Origin of the sequence: uncultured Eudoraea sp. (assembly GCF_947490415.1) — a bacterium.
Lineage (GTDB): Bacteria > Bacteroidota > Bacteroidia > Flavobacteriales > Flavobacteriaceae > Eudoraea.
Genome location: NZ_CANLGX010000001.1, coordinates 135,952 through 157,587 on the forward strand (window position 1 = coordinate 135,952; position 21,636 = coordinate 157,587).

A 21,636-nucleotide genomic window follows, 5' to 3' on the forward strand; every position below is an offset into this window, starting at 1 on the left:
TTTGTCACTTGTTTGCAGAATATACTATCTTTGCAAACTGTTTGAGATATCGCAGAAGAGACAAGAGAATGGAGAAAATTATTGAGGAAAAAAATCAGGGTACCGCACTTACACTGGATAAAGACCAGAAAAACACCCGTAATTTATACATTGAAAGCTATGGCTGTCAAATGAATTTTTCTGACAGCGAAATTGTTGCCTCTATTTTAGCGCAAGAAGGATTTAATACCACTAATTCTTTGGAAGAAGCAGACCTTGTTTTGGTTAACACATGCTCTATTCGGGAAAAAGCGGAGCTGACTGTAAGAAAAAGGCTTGAAAAGTTTAACGCCATAAAGAAGACCAGGCCCCACATGAGGGTAGGTGTTCTCGGGTGTATGGCAGAAAGACTGAAGAGCAAGTTACTGGAAGAAGAAAAGATTGTGGATATGGTGGTTGGACCCGATGCTTATAAGGATCTGCCAAATCTTATCCGAGAAGTAGACGAGGGAAGGAATGCAGTTAATGTTATACTTTCCAAGGATGAAACATACGGTGATGTGGCCCCGGTAAGATTAAATTCAAATGGGGTAACAGCCTTTGTATCCATTACTCGTGGCTGTGATAATATGTGTACTTTTTGTGTTGTTCCCTTTACAAGGGGTAGGGAGCGCAGCAGAGATCCTCATTCAATTGTTAATGAAGTAAATGAACTCTGGGAAAAAGGATTTAAGGAAGTTACCTTATTGGGCCAGAATGTTGACAGTTATTTATGGTATGGCGGAGGTTTAAAAAAGGATTTCGACGCTGCATCAGCAATGCAGAAAGCCACAGCCGTGAATTTTGCCAATTTATTGGAATTGGTTGCGCAAGCACAACCCAAAATGAGGGTTCGCTTTTCTACTTCAAACCCACAGGATATGACCCTTGATGTTATTGAAACCATGGCCAGGTTTAAAAATATATGTAATTACATTCACCTGCCAGTACAGAGTGGAAGCGACAGAATTTTAAAGGCAATGAACAGATTGCACACCAGAGAAGAGTATTTTGATTTAATAAATAATATAAGGAACATTTTGCCGGACTGTGCCATAAGCCAGGACATGATTACAAGCTTCCCAACCGAAACCGAGGAAGATCACCGGGATACTTTATCCTTAATGGAATATGTAAAATATGATTTTGGTTTTATGTTTGCCTATTCCGAACGGCCTGGTACAATGGCCGCGAGAAAACTTGTTGACGATATCCCTGAGGAAGTAAAAAAAAGAAGATTAAATGAGATTATTGATCTGCAATTAAAGCATAGCTTTTTTAGAACAAAACAACACTTGGGTAAAGTTGAAGAAGTTCTTATTGAAGGGACATCCAAAAAATCTGATTTAGAATGGATGGGGCGTAATTCTCAAAATACCGTTGTGGTTTTTCCTAAAGAGAACTATTCTGTTGGAGAATTTGTAATGGTACGAATAGAAAATTGCACCTCTGCCACTTTATTGGGCAAAGCAGTTGGTTATTCTGAAAACAATTAAGCATGGAAAGTGTACAGGCAATAAAACAACGTTTTGAGATTATAGGCAATGATCCAAAGCTCAATCGTGCCCTAGAAAAGGCTATTCAGGTTGCTCCTACAGACATTTCTGTCCTGGTCACAGGTGAAAGTGGTGTTGGAAAAGAGGCGGTGCCAAAAATTATTCACTCTTTATCCCATAGAAAACACGCAAAATATATAGCCGTAAATTGCGGGGCCATTCCCGAAGGCACTATAGATAGTGAGCTATTTGGCCATGAAAAAGGGGCCTTTACCGGCGCAACCCAAACCAGAAGGGGGTATTTTGAAGTTGCAGATGGCGGTACTATCTTTTTGGATGAAGTAGGAGAACTTCCACTTACCACTCAGGTGCGACTACTCAGAATATTGGAAAATGGGGAATTCCTGAAAGTGGGATCTTCTCAGGTCCAAAAAACCAATGTTCGCATTGTGGCTGCCACTAACATGAATATGATAGAGGCCATCAAAGAAGGAAAATTCAGGGAAGATTTATATTATAGATTAAGTACTGTAGATATTCATATTCCACCTCTTAGAGAACGAAGGGAGGATATTCATTTATTGTTCAGAAAATTTGCTTCGGATTTTGGGCAGAAATACAAAATGCCCACTATAAGGCTTCAGGATGATGCTATACAACTTCTCACGAAATACAGATGGCCGGGAAATATCCGTCAATTAAGAAATGTTGCTGAACAAATATCTGTTTTAGAAGTGGGAAGAAATATTAGTTTATCTACTTTGAACGAATATTTGCCAAATGCCAGCGATTCTAATCTTCCCGCCGTTATTGGAAGGCAAAAAAAAGAAAATGACTTTAGCAACGAACGAGAGATACTCTACAAAGTCTTGTTTGATATGAAATCAGATCTGAATGATCTCAAAAAACTTACTTTGGAAATGCTTCAAAACAAAGATTCGGCTAAAGTACAGAAGGAAAATGAAAATTTAATCCGTAAGATATATGGCACCAATGGGGAAGATATCGAGGATATTGAGGAAGAAAAGAGTAAGGCATTAAAAGTCTTACCCCTTCCGGAAGCCAGAATAGAAACGAAACCTGAAATACTACAGGAAGATAAATATCATTTTGCCGAGGAAATACAAGAGGAAGAAACACTTTCTTTACAGAAAAAGGAAATTGAATTAATCCAAAAATCACTGGAAAGAAATAGAGGAAAACGAAAGGCGGCGGCGGCAGAATTGGGAATTTCTGAAAGAACACTTTATAGAAAGATAAAACAATATGATTTGTAACTAATTTTTTTGAATTGAACTATTCTGATAACTCTTTGAACTATATCTTTTGAAAAAAACATTTAACAGTATTCTTAGCATCTCCCTGATGTTTCTATTAATGGGTTGTGGAGCTTATAACTTTACCGGTGGTGATGTAGGTACAGCCACCTCATTCCAGGTAAATTATTTCCAGAATTATGCTTCCCAAAGCCCGGGATCTACTTTTGAACCAGGTTTGGACAGGGATTTTACTTTGGCATTACAGGATCTGATTCTTAACCAAACAAGTTTAGATTTGCGGAATTCAGACGCAGATTTGATATATGAGGGCGAAATTGTAGAATTCCGGATATCTCCAATGACAGCGACCGCACAACAGCGAGCCGCACAGAATAGATTAACCATGGGCGTGAATGTTCGCTTTTTTAATCGAACAAAAGAAGATGTAGATTTTGAACAGCGATTTTCATTTTTTTATGATTACGACGCGAATACACAATTCTCATCGGTAAGAGATGAAGCACTACAGGCCATTTTTGAAAGAATAACCCAGGATATTTTTAATGCATCGCTGGCAGACTGGTAATACCTTTCGAAATATAAAAGGTGTATCCCATAATATGGGTGATACAAAAAATAGTGATTTATTAGTTAATTGATATGAACGTAGCAGATTTTACATTCTTATTACAGAATCCGGATAAGGTTTTAGAACCTGTTCAGACAAATCAATTGGAAGATATCCTAAATGAATATCCGTACTTTCAGGCCGCCCGTGCACTTCATTTAAAAGGACTCAAGAATCTAAATAGCTTTAAGTATAATAGCGCACTAAAAGTGACAGCGGCTTACACCGCCGACAGGGATATACTTTTCGATTTTATTACTTCTGAAGTATTTCTTCAAAATTCAATTGCGGACACTATTTCCGGTAAAACCTTACCCCTGGCTGACAAGGAGATCCTCTCCGAAGAAGTTGAACCTAACCTGGATATCGATACTCACCTTATTGATGATTCACAGGATCATCCTTTACCACAGAGTGCCAAGGATGCAGATAACATCCTTGATCCTTTACTTTTTTCATCAAAGGATCCTGAAGTAGATAAATTCATAGCTGCCGAAAAAAAGGCAGAGGAAGAGTTAGAACTCGGCAAACCCCTCCCATTTACAAAACGAGAGAAACATTCTTTTGGGGAATGGCTGCAACTTACTTCATTTAAATCAATAAAAAGGACTAAGGAAAAATATGAAGATGTAGAAATGGAGAATATTCCTTTTCCATTGGAGGAGGACATCCTGAAAAAGAAAAAATTTGAGTTAATAGACAAGTTTATAGAAAACAAGCCCAGGATAGTCCCAACGGAAAATCTGACTTCAAACGTTAACATTAAAGAATCAACTACGCTTGACAAAAATGAGTTGATGACTGAAACACTGGCGAAGGTTTATCTGGAGCAAAAAAAGTATAAAAAAGCCATTCAGGCATATAAGATTTTAAGTTTGAAATATCCAGAAAAAAGTAGTTTCTTTGCAAACCGAATAAAAGCAGTACGAAAGCTACAGCAAGAAAACACAAAATAAATGAGCACATTTTCAATCTTTTTGGTCCTTATCATAGTGGTTTGTTTACTGCTGATATTGGTTATTATGGTGCAAAACCCTAAGGGAGGCGGATTATCTTCTTCATTTGGTGGAGGAGGAACTCAAATTGTTGGGGGTGTAAAAAAAACTGGTGATTTCCTGGATAAAAGTACCTGGACTTTAGCTACGCTATTGATAGTTCTTATTCTATTATCCAATGTAGCACTAAAAGGAAATTTTGGGGAAGCCGAATCTAAATTATTACAAGGTGATGACATAGAAAATGTGGTTCCCGAAACGGTTCCTGAGGAAGTACCTGAGCAAGTACCTTCAACTGATGGAAGTAATCCTGCAGATACAATTCAGTAGTATATAAGAAACAAAAAATATCCAAATGCCAGCAAAAATGACAAGCTGGCATTTTTATTTTAACATTATGTCAGTTTTTAAGAAATGGCATAATTTCTGCCCTTTAGAAGAGGAAATTTATAAACTAAAAACTAAATAATATGGCTAAAGTAAACATTAAACCACTTGCCGACAGGGTTCTTATTGAGCCTATGGCAGCGGAGACCAAGACGGCATCTGGTATATATATCCCGGATACTGCCAAAGAAAAACCACAAAAAGGGAAAGTGGTGGCAGTTGGACCGGGTACTAAAGATGAGAAAATAACCGTGAAAGTCGGAGATACGGTACTTTATGGAAAATATGCAGGTACTGAACTTAAACTTGAAGGTTCCGATTACCTTATGATGCGTGAAAGCGACATTTTAGCAATTATTTAATAATCAAAAATTACGAATAGAAAATGGCAAAAGATATAAAATTTGATATTGAAGCAAGGGATGGCCTAAGAAGAGGTGTTGACGCTCTGGCTAACGCAGTAAAAGTAACCTTAGGACCTAAAGGAAGAAACGTAATTGTTAGTAAATCGTTTGGGGCTCCTATTGTAACTAAAGATGGGGTTACCGTAGCTAAGGAAATAGAATTAGCAGATGCTTTGGAAAATATGGGGGCACAAATGGTAAAAGAAGTTGCTTCCAAAACCAATGATCTTGCAGGTGACGGAACTACTACAGCCACAGTTTTAGCACAGGCTATTGTTAAGGAAGGCCTTAAGAATGTTGCTGCAGGTGCAAATCCAATGGATCTTAAAAGAGGAATTGACAAAGCCGTTGAGGCCATTGTTGAAAACTTAACCAAGCAAGCCAAAAAAGTAGGTGATTCCTCAGAAAAAATTAAACAAGTTGCAACTATTTCATCCAACAATGATGAAAATATAGGGGAACTTATTGCACAAGCTTTCGGAAAGGTTGGTAAAGAAGGTGTTATAACAGTTGAAGAAGCAAAAGGTACAGATACATATGTAGATGTTGTTGAAGGGATGCAATTTGACAGGGGATATCTTTCTCCTTATTTTGTCACCGATTCAGACAAAATGATTGCAAGCCTTGAAAACCCTTATATCTTGTTGTTTGACAAAAAGATCTCAACAATGAAAGACCTGTTACCAGTTCTGGAACCGGTAGCACAATCAGGGAAACCTTTATTGATTATTTCAGAAGATGTTGATGGAGAAGCTTTAGCTACTCTAGTAGTTAATAAATTAAGAGGTTCCTTAAAGATAGCAGCCGTTAAAGCTCCGGGATTTGGAGATCGAAGAAAGGCGATGTTGGAAGATATAGCCATTTTGACTAATGGTACCGTAATTTCAGAAGAAAGAGGATTCTCTCTTGAAAATACCACGTTGGATATGTTGGGGAGCTGTGAAAAAGTGACCATAGACAAGGATAATACAACTATTGTCAATGGAGCCGGAGCAGCAAAAAACATAAAGACAAGAGTCAATCAAATTAAATCTCAGATTGAGACCACAACTTCTGATTATGACAAAGAAAAGCTTCAGGAACGTTTGGCAAAATTGGCCGGAGGAGTTGCAGTACTTTACGTTGGCGCAGCCTCTGAGGTAGAGATGAAGGAAAAGAAAGACAGAGTAGATGATGCACTTCATGCCACAAGAGCGGCGGTTGAAGAAGGTATTGTTGCCGGTGGTGGTGTTGCCTTTATCAGATCAAAATCTGTTCTTGGTAAAGTTTCCGTAGAGAATTCAGATGAAGAAACAGGGCTGCAAATTGTTGCAAGGGCCATAGAAGCTCCATTGCGAACAATTGTGGAAAATGCTGGAGGAGAAGGTTCTGTAGTCGTGGCAAAAGTATATGATGGTAAGGGTGATTTTGGATATGATGCAAAATCTGAGACCTATGTTAATATGCTTGAGGCAGGAATCATAGATCCTAAAAAGGTTACCAGGATTGCTTTAGAGAATGCCGCTTCTGTTGCAGGAATGATTCTGACCACAGAATGTGCTTTAACTGACATCAAGGAAGATATACCTGCAGGTCCACCAATGGGTGGTGGTGGAATGCCGGGCATGATGTAAGAATATAAAACAATGAATCATAAACCACTCTTGAAAAAGGGTGGTTTTTTTATTCCGGAAGTTTTTTTATTCGTCTTTATTCCAGTATTATATAATACCGGAATTAAAAAGCAGCACCCTATAAAGACAGACGCTGAATTTAGATACTATAGTCTTTAATATACAGGGATAATAAATTAATAGCTAGTTATGACTCTCATGGCCTGTCTTTACTTTTTCCGCTTTTTCGTTCATCATAGATTTTTTACCTTTTAGCTGGGCCGCTGCATCCACTGTAAATGTTCCATTAGTAACAATATCATCGCCATTTTGCAAGCCATTTAAAACAATGTACCCTTCATTGAGCATATCTCCCAGAGCTACTTCCCGCATTTCAAAAACTGGTTCATTTGGGTTAGTCCTGATGTAGACCACCGAGCGTTCCCCCGTCCAAAGAACAGCACTTTCTGGAATAATGATAGTATCGTCTTTTTGACTTGAAATCATTTGAATTGTCCCCTTTACGAACATCCCGGGTTTTAGTTGCCCATTTTTATTCTCAAGTTCTGCTCTAACTTCAACAGTGCGTCGGGTAGCGTTCAAAATAGGATCTATAAATACTATCCTGGCTCCTAATATATTGTTAGGGTATGCATTGGTAACAATATTAATTTTTTGTCCCTTTTTCAACAGGGAAACCTGATTTTCATAGGCATCAAAAACAGCCCATACCGAGCTTAGATTCGCTAGCTTAAACAAAGGTTGCCCTTGTTTTACATAATCCCCCTCTTTTACCATAATCATGGAAACCGTACCTGATACATTTGCATAAATAGGGAAATATTCCAGTACTTGACCTGACTCCTCCATCTGTTGGATTTGTTTTTCAGTTAGTTTCCAAAGTTTTAGCTTGTTACGCACAGCTTGGTATAAAGCCGGTTGGGATCCTTTTAGGCTTGCCGCTGTTATCAATTCCTGTTGTGCGGAAACAAGTTCGGGGGAATAGATGGTTGCCAGTTGCTGCCCGCTTCTGACCTCCTCCCCCTCAAAATTAACATACAGCTTTTCTATACGACCTTCAAAGTAAGCCGCCTGGGTTGCAATAGCCTTTTCGTTTTCCACGATAGTTCCCGAAAGTTTTAGCGTATTGTCTCCGGAGGTGCCTGAACCGACAGTCGTGGTTCTAATATCGGCCAACGCCATGGCATTCTTGGTCATTTTGAACTGATCCAGTGCCAAACCATCGGCATCGGATTCAGCGGGTATGAGGTCCATACCACAAATGGGGCAGTCGCCTGGTTCAGGTTGCATGATTTGAGGATGCATCGAGCATGTCCACATTTCGCCCGATTCCATTTCCTGGCTATGGTCATGTTCTTCGGCTGAAACTTTATTTGGGTTATTTCCAAAAATCAGGTATCCGGCCAACAAGCCCCCTATGACTGCCAATCCGATGTAAAGAATATTATTTTTCATAATGCTGAAATTTACTTTTTTTCTTTTAATCATGGGTTTAATCTATCGTTGCATTTCTTAATCTGAGCGAATTAGCAATGACAGAAACAGAGCTAAAACTCATAGCCGCGGCAGCTATCATCGGGGAAAGCAATATCCCGAAAAAGGGATAGAGCACTCCCGCAGCAATCGGTACCCCAAGGGTATTGTACACTAGGGCGAAGAACAGGTTCTGTTTGATGTTCTTCATTACCTTTTCGCTCAGGTTTCTTGCCTTGACAATTCCATGCAAATCGCCCTTTACCAAAGTAATGGCCGCACTCTCAATAGCTACGTCTGTTCCTGTGCCCATGGCTATACCTACATCACTTTTCGCCAGTGCCGGGGCATCGTTTATACCATCTCCTGCCATGGCAACTACTTTTCCATTTCCCTGAAGTCGCTCTACTTCGTTTAACTTATCCGCAGGGAGCATTCCCGCTTTAAAATCAGCCAGATTGAGTTCGCCTGCCACCGCTTTCGCGGTATCGTGGTTATCTCCTGTGAGCATTATGACTGTGATTCCTTTGCCCTGTAATTCCTTGATTGCCCTGGCACTGGTCCCTTTTATTTTATCGCCAATAACAACATAACCTACGGCCTTTTGATCAATAGCCAGGTAAGAAACAGTTTTACCTTGTTTTTGATAGGTCTGGGTTTCGTTTTCCATTGCCTCCAAAAGAGTTGCATTGGCCTGTTCCATCATTTTAGTATTGCCCAGAGTCGTTTTCCTTCCGTTCACATTGCCTTCAACGCCTTTACCTGTTACCGCATTGAAACCATCAGCTTTGAGGAATACCACCTCCTGTTCTTTACCATATTTTATGGTGGCTTCCGCTAAGGGATGTTCACTCAAACTGTTCAGCGATACGATGTATTGTAACACCTCTTTTTCGTTAAGACTATCCCCGAATGCACCAACTTTTTCAACCGTTGGTTTTCCTTCCGTAATGGTTCCCGTCTTATCTATAATCAAAGTATCTACCTTATCCATCTTTTCCAGGGCTTCGGCATTCTTGATAAGTACCCCATTCTGTGCTCCCTTGCCCACACCAACCATCACCGACATCGGTGTAGCTAATCCCAACGCACATGGGCAAGCGATTATCAATACCGCAATCGCATTGACGAGGGCATAGACATAGACAGGTTCCGGACCCCAAACCGCCCAGACTATAAAAGTGATGATCGCTATAATAACGACCACCGGAACAAAATAGCCCGAAACTGTATCCGCTAACTTCTGAATAGGTGCACGGCTACGACTCGCATCATTGACCATTTGGATAATTTGGGAGAGTAAGGTATCTGATCCAACTTTTTCTGCCTTCATCAAAAAGGACTGATTACCGTTGATAGTTCCGCTACTTACTTTGTCGCCAGGGCTTTTGTTCACGGGAATGGGTTCGCCCGTAATCATGGATTCATCAATGGAGGTCTCGCCTTCCGCAATTACACCATCCACAGGAATTTTGTCGCCTGGTTTTACCCTTAATATATCGCCCAATTGTATCTGATCTATGGGAACTTCCTCTTCCTGATCATTGACAATCCTAACAGCCTTATTGGGTGCCATCTTCAACAATTCCTTTACTGCGGAATTTGTTTTACTATGTGCCCTTGCCTCCAATACTTGCCCTAACAATACCAAGGTAAGAATGACAGCAGCGGCTTCAAAATAGACGTGAACGCTTCCCGATTCCGTTTTGAATTGAGCAGGGAAAAAGTCTGGAAAGAGCATTCCGAATACACTAAAGAGCCAGGCCACCCCTGCTCCTATTCCTATTAGGGTAAACATATTGAGATTCCAAGTCTTGATGGAGCGATAAGCTCGTTCAAAGAACATCCATGTTGCATAGAACACTACAGGAATGGAAAGTGCGAATTGGATCCAGTTCCAGTTTTTCTGCTCCATGACATCATAAAACGGATTATCAGGCAACATCTCGGACATCGCAATCACAAAGATGGGCAAGGTGAAGGCCAATGCTATCCAAAACTTTTTGAGCAATTTTTTATAGGACTTTTCCTCAGCTGAAAGGTCGGGTTCGATCGGAACGAGATCCATCCCACAGATAGGACAACTACCCGGTTCATCCCTGACGATTTCAGGATGCATAGGGCAGGTGTATTGGTTTGAAGCTGTGAGCGGGACATTTTGTTCCTCTATTAAATCCATTCCGCAGACAGGACAATCCCCGGGATGATCATAGGTCTTATCGCCTTCACAATGCATCGGGCAATAAAATGTCCCTGTACCTTTTCCATTGGGTATTTCCGTTTTATTTTCTTCTGTATGTTGATGTTTGCCCTGTTCATAGATGCTATATCCACCTCCACCATTTTTCAACGCCTCTTGCAACTTGTAGATGGGAATGTGATTTTCCATCTCAATGGTTGCCTCCTCTTTTTCTAAATCTACTGAAACCACGGTTACACCCTTCACTTTTACAAGTGTTTCCTGAACATGGTTTCTGCAGCCATTACAGGTCATTCCGTATATGTGATAGGTGTGTTTCAAATTTTACTTTTTTATGGTTTCAGTGACTTTTCCACATTTCAGCATCTTCTCTCCGTAATACGGATTCCTGATTTCTTCTGCATTGGAAATCCAATAGCCCCCTTTCCCTTCAAAGGCCATAGGGCAAAACTGCTTGTAGATGGCGCCTTCAGAAATAGATTCTTTGAACAATGGTTCCACCTTCTCTGTAAACTGGGAAAATAGCTCCCTTTGTTTTTCAATGTCTTTGGCATCGGCCATGGCTATGGCCATCGACTTCATTTCCTCCCATTCCCCGGCAAAACTTTCAGCAAGATTTCCGGCAGCAAGGTTCACCTCATCGGGGTTAGAGTTGACCAAAGCCACTCGAATCTGCTGATAATTTTGAAACACCTTTCCGGTCATTCCATCTGAAAAGGAGGCATCGGCTATTTCAGGGGTGCTTTCTTTTTTAGCCTCGATTCCTGCTGGTGAACTCATTTTATTATCCTGCTTTTTCGTTGCATCACCACACGAGGATAAAGAAATAACAATAATAGTTGTGATTGTTAAGGTTACATTTCGTTTCATCTTCTTATTTTTTAGGGTTTAAATTTAAAATTGATACTGATAATTATGTAATTGTATTTTTTATTGATTAGTTAAATAATTGATTATGGTCATTTGAACATAATAATTTTTGACGGCCTCTATAAGGTTTATCTGAAAGCGCAATTGCAGTTCCTGGATGTCAAGTACATCATTGAAATCTATTGTTCCTGTTTCATAGTTTTTTATAAGAATTTCCTCCGCATTTTTAGCCTGTTCCAAATTCCTTAGTTGCGTTTTGTATTTAATATAGGATGCTTCCTTATTATTGAGGGCATCGCTCAAAATAGTTTCCAATAGATTTCTTTGATTCGCTTTTTGTGCATTGATTTCCTCTTGTCGCAATTCATTCTGTACGGTTCTCGATTTATAATTATTGTTGAAAATGGGAATGGACAAGGAAACCATCGGCATTAGAATATCTTTCCCATTATCACTAAAGTCCATACCTGGTCTCTTCGCTACGGGTATATAATCCAACCCAAAACCGAGATTGGGATTTGCCTCCTTTTGATTTAAAACTTCGGAATGTGCTACCGATTCATACAGCCTATCATATTTTTCTAATTCTGGATGCAGTTCTAATTGAACCTGCTGGATTTCAATAGGTTCTTCTACCGATAAGGCATCCACAACGGCAATAGAAGTATTTTCATTCCGGTTCAAGAAATTATTGAACTGCGTTTGGACTGCCTTATATTCCTGCTCCAATACCTGTTTGGCTTCTTTAAGTTCATTCTGTCTTATCTGGAGTCTTAGAACATCTACGGCAGATGCGCCACCGACTTCAACCGAGGTCAAGGCCAACTTTTCATAAGTATTCAGGAGTTGAATGTTTTCCTCTAATACCACTTGTTTCTCCTCAATGGCGTATAGTTCATAATAGGATTGTGATACCGATAATCGCAATTTTCTTTTGGTAATCACAATGTCCAAATAATCTACTTCGGCCAGAGAACTTGCATAGTTTTCCCGCAATGTAATAGACCCAAACCAGGGAAGCATCTGTTTCACCGAAAACCGCGCTTTTTGTGCGCCAGTTCTCGTTTCAGGTTCGCTTACAAAAACACCTGCGCTTACTTCCGTTTTGGGGAAGGCATCTGCTTCTTCCACTTTCTCCTTCGAAATATTGTACCTGAGTTCAAATGCCTGCACTTCGGGATTGTTGTTTTCAGCCTCCTGAATATAGGCGTCCAGGGTTTGGGCTTTTAGAGCCGTAACCATTAATAATCCTATTACTATGTTTATTATATTTTTCATGCATTTATTCTTTTAAGTTGCCACTCGCTTTTCCAACTAAACAATACCGGAACCACCAAGAGGGTTATCAGGGCAATCAGCATACCACCGAAAGAGGGTATTGCCATGGGAATCATAATATCGCTTCCCCGACCTGTAGACGTTAACACTGGCAATAAAGCCAGTATGGTCGTTGCCGTGGTCATCAAGCAAGGACGTATCCGTTTTTCCCCTGCTTCCACTACTGATGCCCTAACGGCTTCCAGAGTACTGGGTTTGTTCCGTTCAAAGGTCTGGGTCAAGTATGTGGCCATGACCACACCATCATCTGTGGCTATCCCAAAAAGTGCAATAAATCCTACCCAAACTGCTACGCTTAAATTAATAGTATGCATCTGAAACATATCACGTAAATTCTCACCAAAGAAATTGAAATTTAAAAACCAATCCTGTCCATAGAACCAAATCATAATAAAACCTCCTGCAAAAGCCACAGCGATTCCAGTAAAAACCATAAGCGAAGTGGATACCGAACGGAACTGGAAATACAGAATCAAAAAGATAATAAGCAAAGCCAATGGCACGACTACGGATAAAGTTTTTTCTGCCCGTAGCTGATTTTCATAGGTACCTGTAAATTGATAGTTGATGCCATTGGGAACTACCAGTTCTCCGTTGTCTATTTTTTGTTGGATAAGGGCCTGCGAATTCTCTACTACATTGACTTCGGCAAAACCGTCCAACTTATCGAATAACACATAGCCCACTAAAAAAGTATCCTCGCTTTTGATGACCTGAGGCCCTTTTTCATAGCGGATGTTAACCAGTTCGCTCAAAGGAACAGAATTGCCCTTTGCCACCGGAACATAAATGTTCTTTATGTCAGTCGGGTTTTCCCGGAGCTCCCTTGGGTAGCGTACCCGAACCCCATAGCGTTCCCTGCCCTCCACCGTCTGGGTCAATATCATACCACCAACAGCTACTTCTAAGACCTGCTGCACATCTTCGATTTGGATTCCATATCTGACCAGAGCCTCCCTATCAATATCTATTAGCAGGTAAGGTTTACCAACTATCCTATCGGCAAATACTGCTTCATCCTTGACCCCTTCTACCTCTTTCAGGATATTCTCCAGTTGGATGCCAAAGGCTTCAATTTGCCGTAAATCCTGACCCTTGACCTTGATACCCATCGGTGCGCGCATTCCTGTTTGTAGCATAACCAACCGGGTTTCGATAGGCTGTAATTTGGGAGCAGATGTAACTCCGGGCAAACGCGTTAGACGGATAATTTCGTTCCAAATATCATCGGGGGATTGTATTTCCGGTCGCCAATTACGGTAGTACTCCCCATCGGGATCGGGAATCAAATTATCAAAACCGATTTCTGAGAAATCTTCAAGATCGGTTTCCTCATATTCATGGGCTTTTTCTTCCAGTAACGTATTCGGGTTTAAAATAAAATTGCCGTCATTTAATACGAATAGTCCATCATTATTTACCTTAAAACGCTGCTGTTTGCCAGCTTCGTTTAGCATGTATTCAGGTTTGTACTGAATCATATTTTCGTACATGGATAATGGCGCAGGATCCAGTGCGGATTCCGTTCGCCCCGCCTTACCAACTACAGTTTCGATTTCAGGGATAGTGGCTACGGCCATATCCAATTGTTGCAACACCCGTTTATTTTCTTCCACCCCGGCATGGGGAAGGGATGTAGGCATCAACAAAAACGAACCTTCGTTTAAGGAGGGCATAAACTCCTTGCCTGTATTTTGCATGATAAGTACTCCGAAAACGACGATCACAGTTGGAATGAACAGGAACAGCAATTTGTTACGCAAGGCCCAACTCAAGATGCTGGTGTAATATTTACGAAAGGTTATAAATACCGCCAAAAGCCCAAAGCAGATTAGCGATACAAAAACCAAATTCCACAAAATATTCTTGTCCAAACCCAAAGGCCGCCAATATTCTGCCAGAAGAAAAATGATGACCAAAACCGAGATAACGATATTGATGAGATTTGCACGTTTTTCGGTTAAAGAGAACCCGTTGAACAAACGTGATGCCAGTTCAGGATTCTTTAACAGCCCGACTATTCCAAATGCAATTAATACTAATCCTGGCCAGTAACCATAGACAACGGCCAGAAGCCCTAGAAAGGCAAAAATTCCGTTGATGACATAACCCAAGGTCTTTTTACCACTTTTCTTTCTAAAGAGGAAGGCGGCAAAAGGAGGTATGAGAAACAAAGCGACTATTATGGATGCAGTCAAAGCAAAGGTTTTTGTAAAAGCTAACGGTCGGAATAGTTTTCCTTCAGCCCCTATCATCGTAAATACCGGAATGAAACTGATAATGGTGGTCATAACCGCCGTAAGGATAGCACCCGAAACTTCGGCCGTAGCATTATATACAACCGTGTTTATGGGCAGTTTTTCTCCATTCTCGTCCAGATGTCGGATGATATTTTCGGAGAGGATGACACCCACGTCCACCATGGTTCCGATTGCAATTGCAATTCCGGAAAGTGCCACTATATTGGCATCCACACCAAAAAGTTTCATAGCAACGAAAACCATCAAAACCGCCACTGGCAACAATCCTGATATAAGAATAGAAGCCCGTAAGTTGAATACCATGATAATGATGACCAAAATGGTAATCAGTATTTCCAGGGTTAACGCTTCATTGAGCGTTCCCAGGGTTTCCTGTATCAGTTCCGTACGATCATAAAAAGGCACTATGGTCAATTGAGATGTACTGCCGTCTGCCAATTCTTTGGATGGTAAACCCGAACTTAGTTCCTTTATTTTTTCCTTTACATTATTGATAACCTCTAACGGGTTTGCTCCATATCTGGCCACGACAACACCGCCAACAACTTCTGCACCTTCCTTATCGAGAATACCACGGCGAACTGCAGGGCCGAGCGAAACACTGGCAATATCCTTTATACGAATGGAAGTATAATCCTCCGAAGTGACTACGGCATTTTTTATGTCTTCCAAAGATTCAACATAGCCAAGACCTCTAACCAGGTATTCAGCCTGATTGATTTCCAAGGTCTGGGCACCAATATCACGATTGCTCTTTTTGACCGCATTAACCACATCATGAAGACCTATATTATACTGCTTCATCAATTCAGGATTAACATCAATCTGGTATTCCTTTACATAACCACCGATAGAAGCTACTTCGGAGACCCCGCTTGCGGCGGAAAGGGCGAATTTTACATAGTAGTCCTGAACACTTCGCAATTCCTGTAAATCCCAGCCGCCTGTAACATTTCCTTCTTTATCCCTGCCTTCTAATGTGTACCAGAAAATTTGTCCCAGGCCCGTTGCATCAGGCCCCAGGGCAGGGTTTACTCCCTCCGGCAATAAATTACCAGGTAGCGAGTTCAGTTTTTCAAGAATTCGGCTGCGGCTCCAATAGAATTCCACATCCTCTTCAAAAATTATGTAGATGCTCGAAAACCCGAACATAGAGGAACTGCGTATTGTTCTGACTCCCGGTATGCCCAATAAAGATGATGTTAACGGATATGAAATCTGGTCTTCAATATCCTGGGGAGAACGACCGGGCCATTTGGTAAAAACAATTTGTTGGTTCTCGCCTATATCCGGAATAGCATCCACCGCCACGGGATTACTTGGTAAAAATCCAATGTCCCAGTTAAACGGTGCGTTCACAATTCCCCATCCTACAAAAAGGACAAGCATCAGAACAGCAATCAGTTTGTTATTTATGAGAAATTTAATGCCCTTGTTTAGCATATGAATCGATTATTAAACAGTTAGAATCTGAAGTTGACCAATAGTATAATCAACAGCTTAAGCCCAAAAAACAGCAAGAACTGTCGGGCCTTAATTTCAATGTTTAAAAATCAAATGAGAAAAGTCTGATCGAGAATTTGTATATCCCTGATCAGGAGGGGTGGGGAATACTCTTTGAAAGAAATGAGGTTTTTATCAACCGTTTCAAATAAGTTAACATAAGTGTCATAGAATGTTGAGATAAAGATCTGCTGCTCAAAAGTGAATTGGTCAAATGAAATTTTCAGATCATCCTGACCTTCCAGAACTATTTCCAAATCGGTGCAGCAATCCATCTCCATTTCCATAATGGAAGTCTCTCCTGTTGCTTTAGAAGAACTGGCTTTCATTGAACAGTTTTCTGCAGTTTTATAAAAACTGAAATCCACCAACTGGTCACCACAATAATGCATATCTACCGTAAAAGACATGGTAGAGAATAACACCAAAAGTGCCATGGTAAAAGATACTATTTGACGCAAAGTTTCCTTCATCAGTAATACAAAACTACGAAAATTTGTCTTTTATTGTATTGGTTAACAAAAGTTTAAATATTCATTCGCTCTAATTTAGAAGATCATTTCGCTAAGATTTGTTTAAAACGCCATTATTAAAATCTACATTTTGAATACTTTTACAAAAAAATAATATGTTAAGTCCATTGCGGCCAAAAATAGAAGCTATTGTAAATAACGAAAATGTTGAAATAAAGATACGCCTTCAACAAATCTGTGATCTGTTGCGAGAAAATATTTCATATTATGACTGGGTAGGCTTTTACTTTAAGAATGGAACTAAAGACGAGTTAAAACTTGGTCCTTATTCGGGTGAACCTACAGACCATACGATAATACCTTTTGGCAAGGGAATTTGTGGACAGGTTGCCCTTAGCAATGAAAACTTTGTGGTCCCGGATGTAAAAGCTCAGGATAATTATATTGCCTGCAGCATTAATGTAAAAGCAGAAATTGTTGTTCCCCTGTTTGTGAATGGAGAGAATATTGGCCAAATTGATATAGATTCCAATACCGCAGACCCTTTTAATAAGGATGATGAGGAATTTTTAGAATTCGTTAATAAAGAGGTAGCTAAAATTCTTTAAAACTTTAACTCTTTTGTTAATAACACGATCTCATTTGTAGCTTCAAAAAAATTACATTTGTGTCCTTTAGGATTTCTATTTAAGCAACACAAAATGAGCACGACAAAAAAAATTAACTCAGCATTAATTTCTGTATTTCACAAAGACGGACTTGAACCCATTGTAAGGAAATTTGACGAGCTGGGAATTTCCATTTATTCCACAGGAGGTACTGAAAAATTTATAAGAGAATTGGGTATTGATGTTATTCCTGTAGAAGAGGTAACCAGTTATCCCTCTATTTTGGGCGGAAGGGTAAAAACATTACATCCAAAGGTATTTGGAGGTATTTTAAACAGACAGGATAACGAAAGTGACGTTGCTCAATTAGAAGAATTTGATATCCCCCAATTAGATGTTATTATCGTGGATCTCTATCCCTTTGAAAAAACGGTAAGTGATGGTGCTTCTGAACAGGAAATCATAGAAAAGATTGATATAGGTGGGATCTCCCTGATACGTGCTGCAGCAAAAAATTATAAGGATGTTTTATGCGTTTCTTCAATGGAAGATTATACAGAATTCTTAGAATTAATTAATACTAAAGGAGGAGAGAGCTCAATTGAAGACAGAAGACATTTTGCCACAAAGGCATTTAATGTTTCCTCCCATTATGATACCGCCATTTTTAACTATTTTAATAAGGATCACAGGGAAACTGCTTTAAAGATTAGTGAAACCAGGGCTAAAGTTTTGCGTTATGGCGAAAACCCACATCAAAAGGGATTCTTTTTTGGTGATTTTGAGGCCATTTTCACTAAACTCCACGGTAAGGAACTATCCTATAATAATTTATTGGATGTTGACGCCGCTTTGAATTTAATGAATGAATTTAAAAACGACGATCCTACTTTTGCCATTCTAAAACACAACAATGCATGTGGATTAGCTACAAGAAGCACTATCCACCAGGCATATGTTGATGCATTGGCAGGAGATCCAGTATCCGCTTTTGGAGGCATCTTAATGAGCAATGTAAAAATCGATGTTCCCACAGCTCAGGAAATTCATAATTTATTCTGTGAGGTAGTTATTGCCCCTAGTTATGATGATGAGGCATTAGCTATTTTAAAGGGTAAGAAGAATAGAATTGTTCTGATTCAAAAAGAAACACCTCTCCCAGATACTCTTGTCAGGACTTGTTTGAATGGTATTCTTGTTCAGGATAAAGATTTTAAAACGGATACGCTGGAGGATTTGGAATATGTGACCACCAGGAAACCAAGTCAGGAAGAATTAGATGACCTCATTTTTGCTTCCAAGTTATGTAAGCATACAAAATCCAACACCATTGTCCTGGCAAAGAACAAACAATTATGTGCAAGTGGAACAGGGCAAACTTCAAGGGTAGATGCTTTAAACCAGGCCATTCACAAGGCAAAATCCTTTAATTTTAATTTAGATGGAGCGGTAATGGCCAGTGATGCATTTTTCCCTTTTCCCGATTGTGTCGAGATTTCAAATAATAATGGTATTAAAAGCGTTATTCAACCAGGAGGCTCAATTAAAGATCAACTGAGCATCGATTATTGTAACGAAAATGGAATGTCAATGGTAATGACCGGCACTCGTCATTTTAAGCATTAATTTTACTACTTTTGTCGATGAAATACACCTTTTAAACCGAAACCAAATTAACGCGAATGGGATTTTTTGATTTCTTAACTGAAGAAATAGCTATCGACCTGGGCACTGCAAATACGCTTATTATCCATGATGACAAGGTAGTTGTGGACAGTCCGTCTATTGTTGCAAGAGACAGGATAACTGGTAAAATAATTGCAGTGGGTAAGGAAGCCAATATGATGCAGGGAAAAACCCATGAAAATATTAAAACCATCCGGCCACTAAAGGATGGGGTGATCGCAGATTTTGATGCTTCTGAAAAAATGATCAATATGTTCATTAAGAACATACCTGCCCTGAAGAAAAAATGGTTTCCACCCGCATTGAGGATGGTAATATGTATTCCTTCAGGTATTACAGAAGTGGAAATGCGCGCAGTAAAGGAATCTGCGGAGCGGGTAAATGGAAAGGAAGTTTACCTTATACATGAACCTATGGCGGCAGCAATAGGTATTGGCCTGGATATTATGCAGCCTAAGGGTAATATGATTGTGGATATAGGTGGTGGAACGACGGAAATAGCGGTAATTGCTTTAGGAGGAATAGTTTGTGACAAATCTGTTAAAATAGCGGGCGATGTATTTACGAATGACATCATCTATTATATGCGCACCCAGCATAATCTATACGTAGGGGAAAGTACAGCAGAGAATATTAAAATAACCATAGGTTCTGCTACGGAGGATCTTCAATCTCCACCAGATGAGATGTCTGTGCAAGGTCGGGATTTGCTTACAGGTAAACCAAAACAGGTTTCTATTTCATTCAGAGAAATTGCCAAAGCCTTAGACAAGTCTATTTTACGGGTTGAAGATGCTGTAATGGAAACTTTATCACAAACTCCTCCGGAATTAGCGGCAGATATTTATAATACGGGTATTTACATGGCCGGTGGCGGATCAATGCTTCGTGGATTGGATAGAAGGTTATCCCAAAAGACAGATCTACCTGTTTATATTGCAGAAGACCCATTGAGAGCTGTTGTAAGAGGAACCGGCATAGCGCTTAAAAACCTGGAACGCTATAAAAGTATTCTTATTAAATAACCTGAATTCGGTGAGGATTTAAGTTAAGACTTGGCATCTCATTTTAAACGCTTAACATAACAAGTGAATGCAGCAGATAATCAATTTTATCATTAGGTATAAAACCTCGCTGCTTTACTTATTATTGCTGTTAATTTCTCTGGCCTTTACCATTGATTCTCATTCTTATCATCGGTCGAAATTCTTTAATTCTTCAAACCGAATATCCGGTTCTATCTACAATACTGCAGATGGTATTACACAATATTTTAACCTGAATGAGGAAAACAAAAAACTGGTTGAAGAAAACAAGAAGCTGCGAAATTTACTTTTCAATTCAAATATTGAAGACAGTGTACAATTAGATACAACCAAATTGGATTTTGCAATTACTGCCGGAAGAATTATTAAAAACAGTTATTCAAGTCCGAATAATTATATAACTATAAACAGGGGAACAAACCATGGCATTAAACAGGATATGGGTGTAATTACAGCCAACGGAATTCTCGGAATTGTTGAACATACCACAAAAAATTATGCCTCTGTTCAAAGTATATTAAATACTAAATCTAATATAAATGCCAAAATTAAGAATACGAATTATTTTGGATCTTTAGTTTGGGACGGACGAGGCTATAACCAGGTAAAACTGGAAGATATTCCCAGATTGGTACCTCTATTAGTTGGTGATACCATAGTTACAGGGGCCATGTCTAGTATTTTTCCGGAGAATATTCCAATTGGGACTATTAAAAAATTCGACCTGAATGTATCAAAAAGTTTTTATAGCATAGATGTAGAACTTTTTAACGATATGTCCAATGTTAAAAATATCTATATCATTAATCACAAAAACAGACCTGAGATCCTAGAGCTCGAAGCTAAAATTGCCAATGACCAGTAGTTATTACTATATCAATTTTATTAGATTCGCCTTACTTGTCCTCGTTCAGGTCTTAGTATTTAACAGGCTGAATTTTTTTGGCTTTATAAATCCAATGGTCTATATTCTTTTCCTCTATTGGTATCCAATAAAGGAAAATAGATCGGTTTTTATTTTTACAGGATTTTTACTGGGTTTGTCCATTGATTTTTTTTCAGACACTATGGCTTTACACGCGGCATCTACTGCTACTATAGCTTATCTGCGACCTACTGTTATGCGTTTTGTTTTTGGGGTCAATTACGAATTTCAAAGTTTTAAATTATCTAATACTACCAGGGTACAACAAATTACTTTTTTGACGTTATTAATTATAGTCCATCATGTTATTTTCTTTAGTTTGGAAATTTTCAGTTTATCAAATTTGCTGCTAATTTTAAAGAAGGTTATTTTTACCGGAATTGCCACACTTATACTGTGTTTACTTTTTGGTTCACTTTTCAGTATAAAGAAAGAATAATAGGCATTCCAGCG

17 protein-coding genes and 1 pseudogene are annotated in these 21,636 nt (G+C 39.4%); 12 read left to right on the forward strand and 6 right to left on the reverse strand.

Annotated elements, in window-relative coordinates; translation table 11 throughout:
- Nucleotides 1-68: 68 nt before the first annotated feature.
- From miaB to groL, 7 genes are all read left to right on the forward strand, one after another.
- Nucleotides 69-1,514: a tRNA (N6-isopentenyl adenosine(37)-C2)-methylthiotransferase MiaB gene (gene miaB / locus Q0874_RS00570; RefSeq protein ID WP_299158056.1), complete on the forward strand. Its 1,446-nt coding sequence runs from the start codon at nucleotides 69-71 to the stop codon at nucleotides 1,512-1,514.
- Between the two features lie 2 nt (nucleotides 1,515-1,516).
- On the forward strand, nucleotides 1,517-2,791 hold the full coding sequence (locus Q0874_RS00575; protein WP_299158058.1) for a sigma-54-dependent Fis family transcriptional regulator: 1,275 nt from the start codon (nucleotides 1,517-1,519) through the stop codon (nucleotides 2,789-2,791).
- 88 nt (nucleotides 2,792-2,879) lie between these two features.
- Nucleotides 2,880-3,359: an LptE family protein gene (locus Q0874_RS00580; RefSeq protein WP_299160071.1), complete on the forward strand. Its 480-nt coding sequence runs from the start codon at nucleotides 2,880-2,882 to the stop codon at nucleotides 3,357-3,359.
- Between the two features lie 74 nt (nucleotides 3,360-3,433).
- On the forward strand, nucleotides 3,434-4,357 hold the full coding sequence (locus Q0874_RS00585; RefSeq protein WP_299158060.1) for a hypothetical protein: 924 nt from the start codon (nucleotides 3,434-3,436) through the stop codon (nucleotides 4,355-4,357).
- A complete protein-coding gene (secG, locus tag Q0874_RS00590; protein ID WP_299158062.1) occupies nucleotides 4,358-4,726 on the forward strand; it encodes a preprotein translocase subunit SecG in 369 nt (122 codons plus the stop codon).
- A 140-nt stretch (nucleotides 4,727-4,866) separates the two neighbouring features.
- Nucleotides 4,867-5,145 carry a co-chaperone GroES gene (gene groES, locus Q0874_RS00595; RefSeq protein ID WP_297705008.1) on the forward strand — a complete coding sequence of 93 codons (279 nt, stop codon included), beginning with the start codon at nucleotides 4,867-4,869 and terminating at the stop codon, nucleotides 5,143-5,145.
- 23 nt (nucleotides 5,146-5,168) lie between these two features.
- The gene (gene groL, locus Q0874_RS00600; protein ID WP_299158064.1) at nucleotides 5,169-6,800 is read left to right on the forward strand and encodes a chaperonin GroEL; all 1,632 of its coding nucleotides are present in this window, start codon (nucleotides 5,169-5,171) and stop codon (nucleotides 6,798-6,800) included.
- A gap of 225 nt (nucleotides 6,801-7,025) precedes the next feature.
- Here groL and Q0874_RS00605 read toward each other — a convergent pair.
- The 6 genes and pseudogenes from Q0874_RS00605 to Q0874_RS00630 form a co-directional block, all read right to left on the reverse strand.
- Nucleotides 7,026-8,255 (reverse strand): annotated as a pseudogene (locus tag Q0874_RS00605) (efflux RND transporter periplasmic adaptor subunit); the annotation flags it as partial.
- A gap of 37 nt (nucleotides 8,256-8,292) precedes the next feature.
- Nucleotides 8,293-10,794, reverse strand: coding sequence for a heavy metal translocating P-type ATPase (locus tag Q0874_RS00610; RefSeq protein ID WP_299158066.1), 2,502 nt, complete (start codon nucleotides 10,792-10,794; stop codon nucleotides 8,293-8,295).
- A gap of 3 nt (nucleotides 10,795-10,797) precedes the next feature.
- On the reverse strand, nucleotides 10,798-11,343 hold the full coding sequence (locus Q0874_RS00615) for a DUF3347 domain-containing protein (RefSeq protein ID WP_299158069.1): 546 nt from the start codon (nucleotides 11,341-11,343) through the stop codon (nucleotides 10,798-10,800).
- A gap of 60 nt (nucleotides 11,344-11,403) precedes the next feature.
- A complete protein-coding gene (locus Q0874_RS00620) occupies nucleotides 11,404-12,621 on the reverse strand; it encodes a TolC family protein (protein WP_299158071.1) in 1,218 nt (405 codons plus the stop codon).
- Complete coding sequence (locus Q0874_RS00625) at nucleotides 12,618-16,385, reverse strand: efflux RND transporter permease subunit (RefSeq protein ID WP_299158073.1); 3,768 nt, start codon at nucleotides 16,383-16,385, stop codon at nucleotides 12,618-12,620. The genes Q0874_RS00620 and Q0874_RS00625 overlap by 4 nt, the downstream gene beginning before the upstream one ends.
- Before the next feature lie 110 nt (nucleotides 16,386-16,495).
- Complete coding sequence (locus Q0874_RS00630; RefSeq protein WP_299158075.1) at nucleotides 16,496-16,918, reverse strand: hypothetical protein; 423 nt, start codon at nucleotides 16,916-16,918, stop codon at nucleotides 16,496-16,498.
- A 155-nt stretch (nucleotides 16,919-17,073) separates the two neighbouring features.
- Between Q0874_RS00630 and Q0874_RS00635 the strand changes: the two genes are divergently transcribed.
- The 5 genes from Q0874_RS00635 (at nucleotide 17,074) to Q0874_RS00655 (ending at nucleotide 21,622) form a co-directional block, all read left to right on the forward strand.
- Nucleotides 17,074-17,526, forward strand: a complete 453-nt coding sequence (locus tag Q0874_RS00635; protein ID WP_299158077.1) for a GAF domain-containing protein — start codon at nucleotides 17,074-17,076, stop codon at nucleotides 17,524-17,526.
- A gap of 93 nt (nucleotides 17,527-17,619) precedes the next feature.
- Nucleotides 17,620-19,152: a bifunctional phosphoribosylaminoimidazolecarboxamide formyltransferase/IMP cyclohydrolase gene (gene purH / locus Q0874_RS00640; RefSeq protein ID WP_299158079.1), complete on the forward strand. Its 1,533-nt coding sequence runs from the start codon at nucleotides 17,620-17,622 to the stop codon at nucleotides 19,150-19,152.
- Nucleotides 19,153-19,208: 56 nt separating this feature from the next.
- Nucleotides 19,209-20,237, forward strand: coding sequence for a rod shape-determining protein (locus Q0874_RS00645; protein WP_297705045.1), 1,029 nt, complete (start codon nucleotides 19,209-19,211; stop codon nucleotides 20,235-20,237).
- Between the two features lie 67 nt (nucleotides 20,238-20,304).
- Nucleotides 20,305-21,123: a rod shape-determining protein MreC gene (gene mreC, locus Q0874_RS00650; protein WP_299158082.1), complete on the forward strand. Its 819-nt coding sequence runs from the start codon at nucleotides 20,305-20,307 to the stop codon at nucleotides 21,121-21,123.
- Nucleotides 21,113-21,622, forward strand: coding sequence for a rod shape-determining protein MreD (locus Q0874_RS00655; RefSeq protein WP_299158084.1), 510 nt, complete (start codon nucleotides 21,113-21,115; stop codon nucleotides 21,620-21,622). Before mreC ends, Q0874_RS00655 begins: the two co-directional genes overlap by 11 nt.
- Nucleotides 21,623-21,636 lie beyond the last annotated feature (14 nt).

Bases quoted from the DNA above. Each gene is read 5' to 3' on its own strand.
- secG (WP_299158062.1), top strand. From the start codon at position 4,358: ATGAGCACATTTTCAATCTTTTTGGTCCTTATCATAGTGGTTTGTTTA.
- groES (WP_297705008.1), top strand. From the start codon at position 4,867: ATGGCTAAAGTAAACATTAAACCACTTGCCGACAGGGTTCTTATTGAG.
- Q0874_RS00645 (WP_297705045.1), top strand. From the start codon at position 19,209: ATGGGATTTTTTGATTTCTTAACTGAAGAAATAGCTATCGACCTGGGC.
- groL (WP_299158064.1), top strand. From the start codon at position 5,169: ATGGCAAAAGATATAAAATTTGATATTGAAGCAAGGGATGGCCTAAGA.
- miaB (WP_299158056.1), top strand. From the start codon at position 69: ATGGAGAAAATTATTGAGGAAAAAAATCAGGGTACCGCACTTACACTG.
- Q0874_RS00615 (WP_299158069.1), bottom strand. From the start codon at position 11,343: ATGAAACGAAATGTAACCTTAACAATCACAACTATTATTGTTATTTCT.
- Q0874_RS00575 (WP_299158058.1), top strand. From the start codon at position 1,517: ATGGAAAGTGTACAGGCAATAAAACAACGTTTTGAGATTATAGGCAAT.
- Q0874_RS00655 (WP_299158084.1), top strand. From the start codon at position 21,113: ATGACCAGTAGTTATTACTATATCAATTTTATTAGATTCGCCTTACTT.
- Q0874_RS00630 (WP_299158075.1), bottom strand. From the start codon at position 16,918: ATGAAGGAAACTTTGCGTCAAATAGTATCTTTTACCATGGCACTTTTG.
- Q0874_RS00620 (WP_299158071.1), bottom strand. From the start codon at position 12,621: ATGAAAAATATAATAAACATAGTAATAGGATTATTAATGGTTACGGCT.
- mreC (WP_299158082.1), top strand. From the start codon at position 20,305: ATGCAGCAGATAATCAATTTTATCATTAGGTATAAAACCTCGCTGCTT.
- Q0874_RS00580 (WP_299160071.1), top strand. From the start codon at position 2,880: ATGTTTCTATTAATGGGTTGTGGAGCTTATAACTTTACCGGTGGTGAT.
- Q0874_RS00635 (WP_299158077.1), top strand. From the start codon at position 17,074: ATGTTAAGTCCATTGCGGCCAAAAATAGAAGCTATTGTAAATAACGAA.
- Q0874_RS00585 (WP_299158060.1), top strand. From the start codon at position 3,434: ATGAACGTAGCAGATTTTACATTCTTATTACAGAATCCGGATAAGGTT.
- purH (WP_299158079.1), top strand. From the start codon at position 17,620: ATGAGCACGACAAAAAAAATTAACTCAGCATTAATTTCTGTATTTCAC.
- Q0874_RS00625 (WP_299158073.1), bottom strand. From the start codon at position 16,385: ATGCTAAACAAGGGCATTAAATTTCTCATAAATAACAAACTGATTGCT.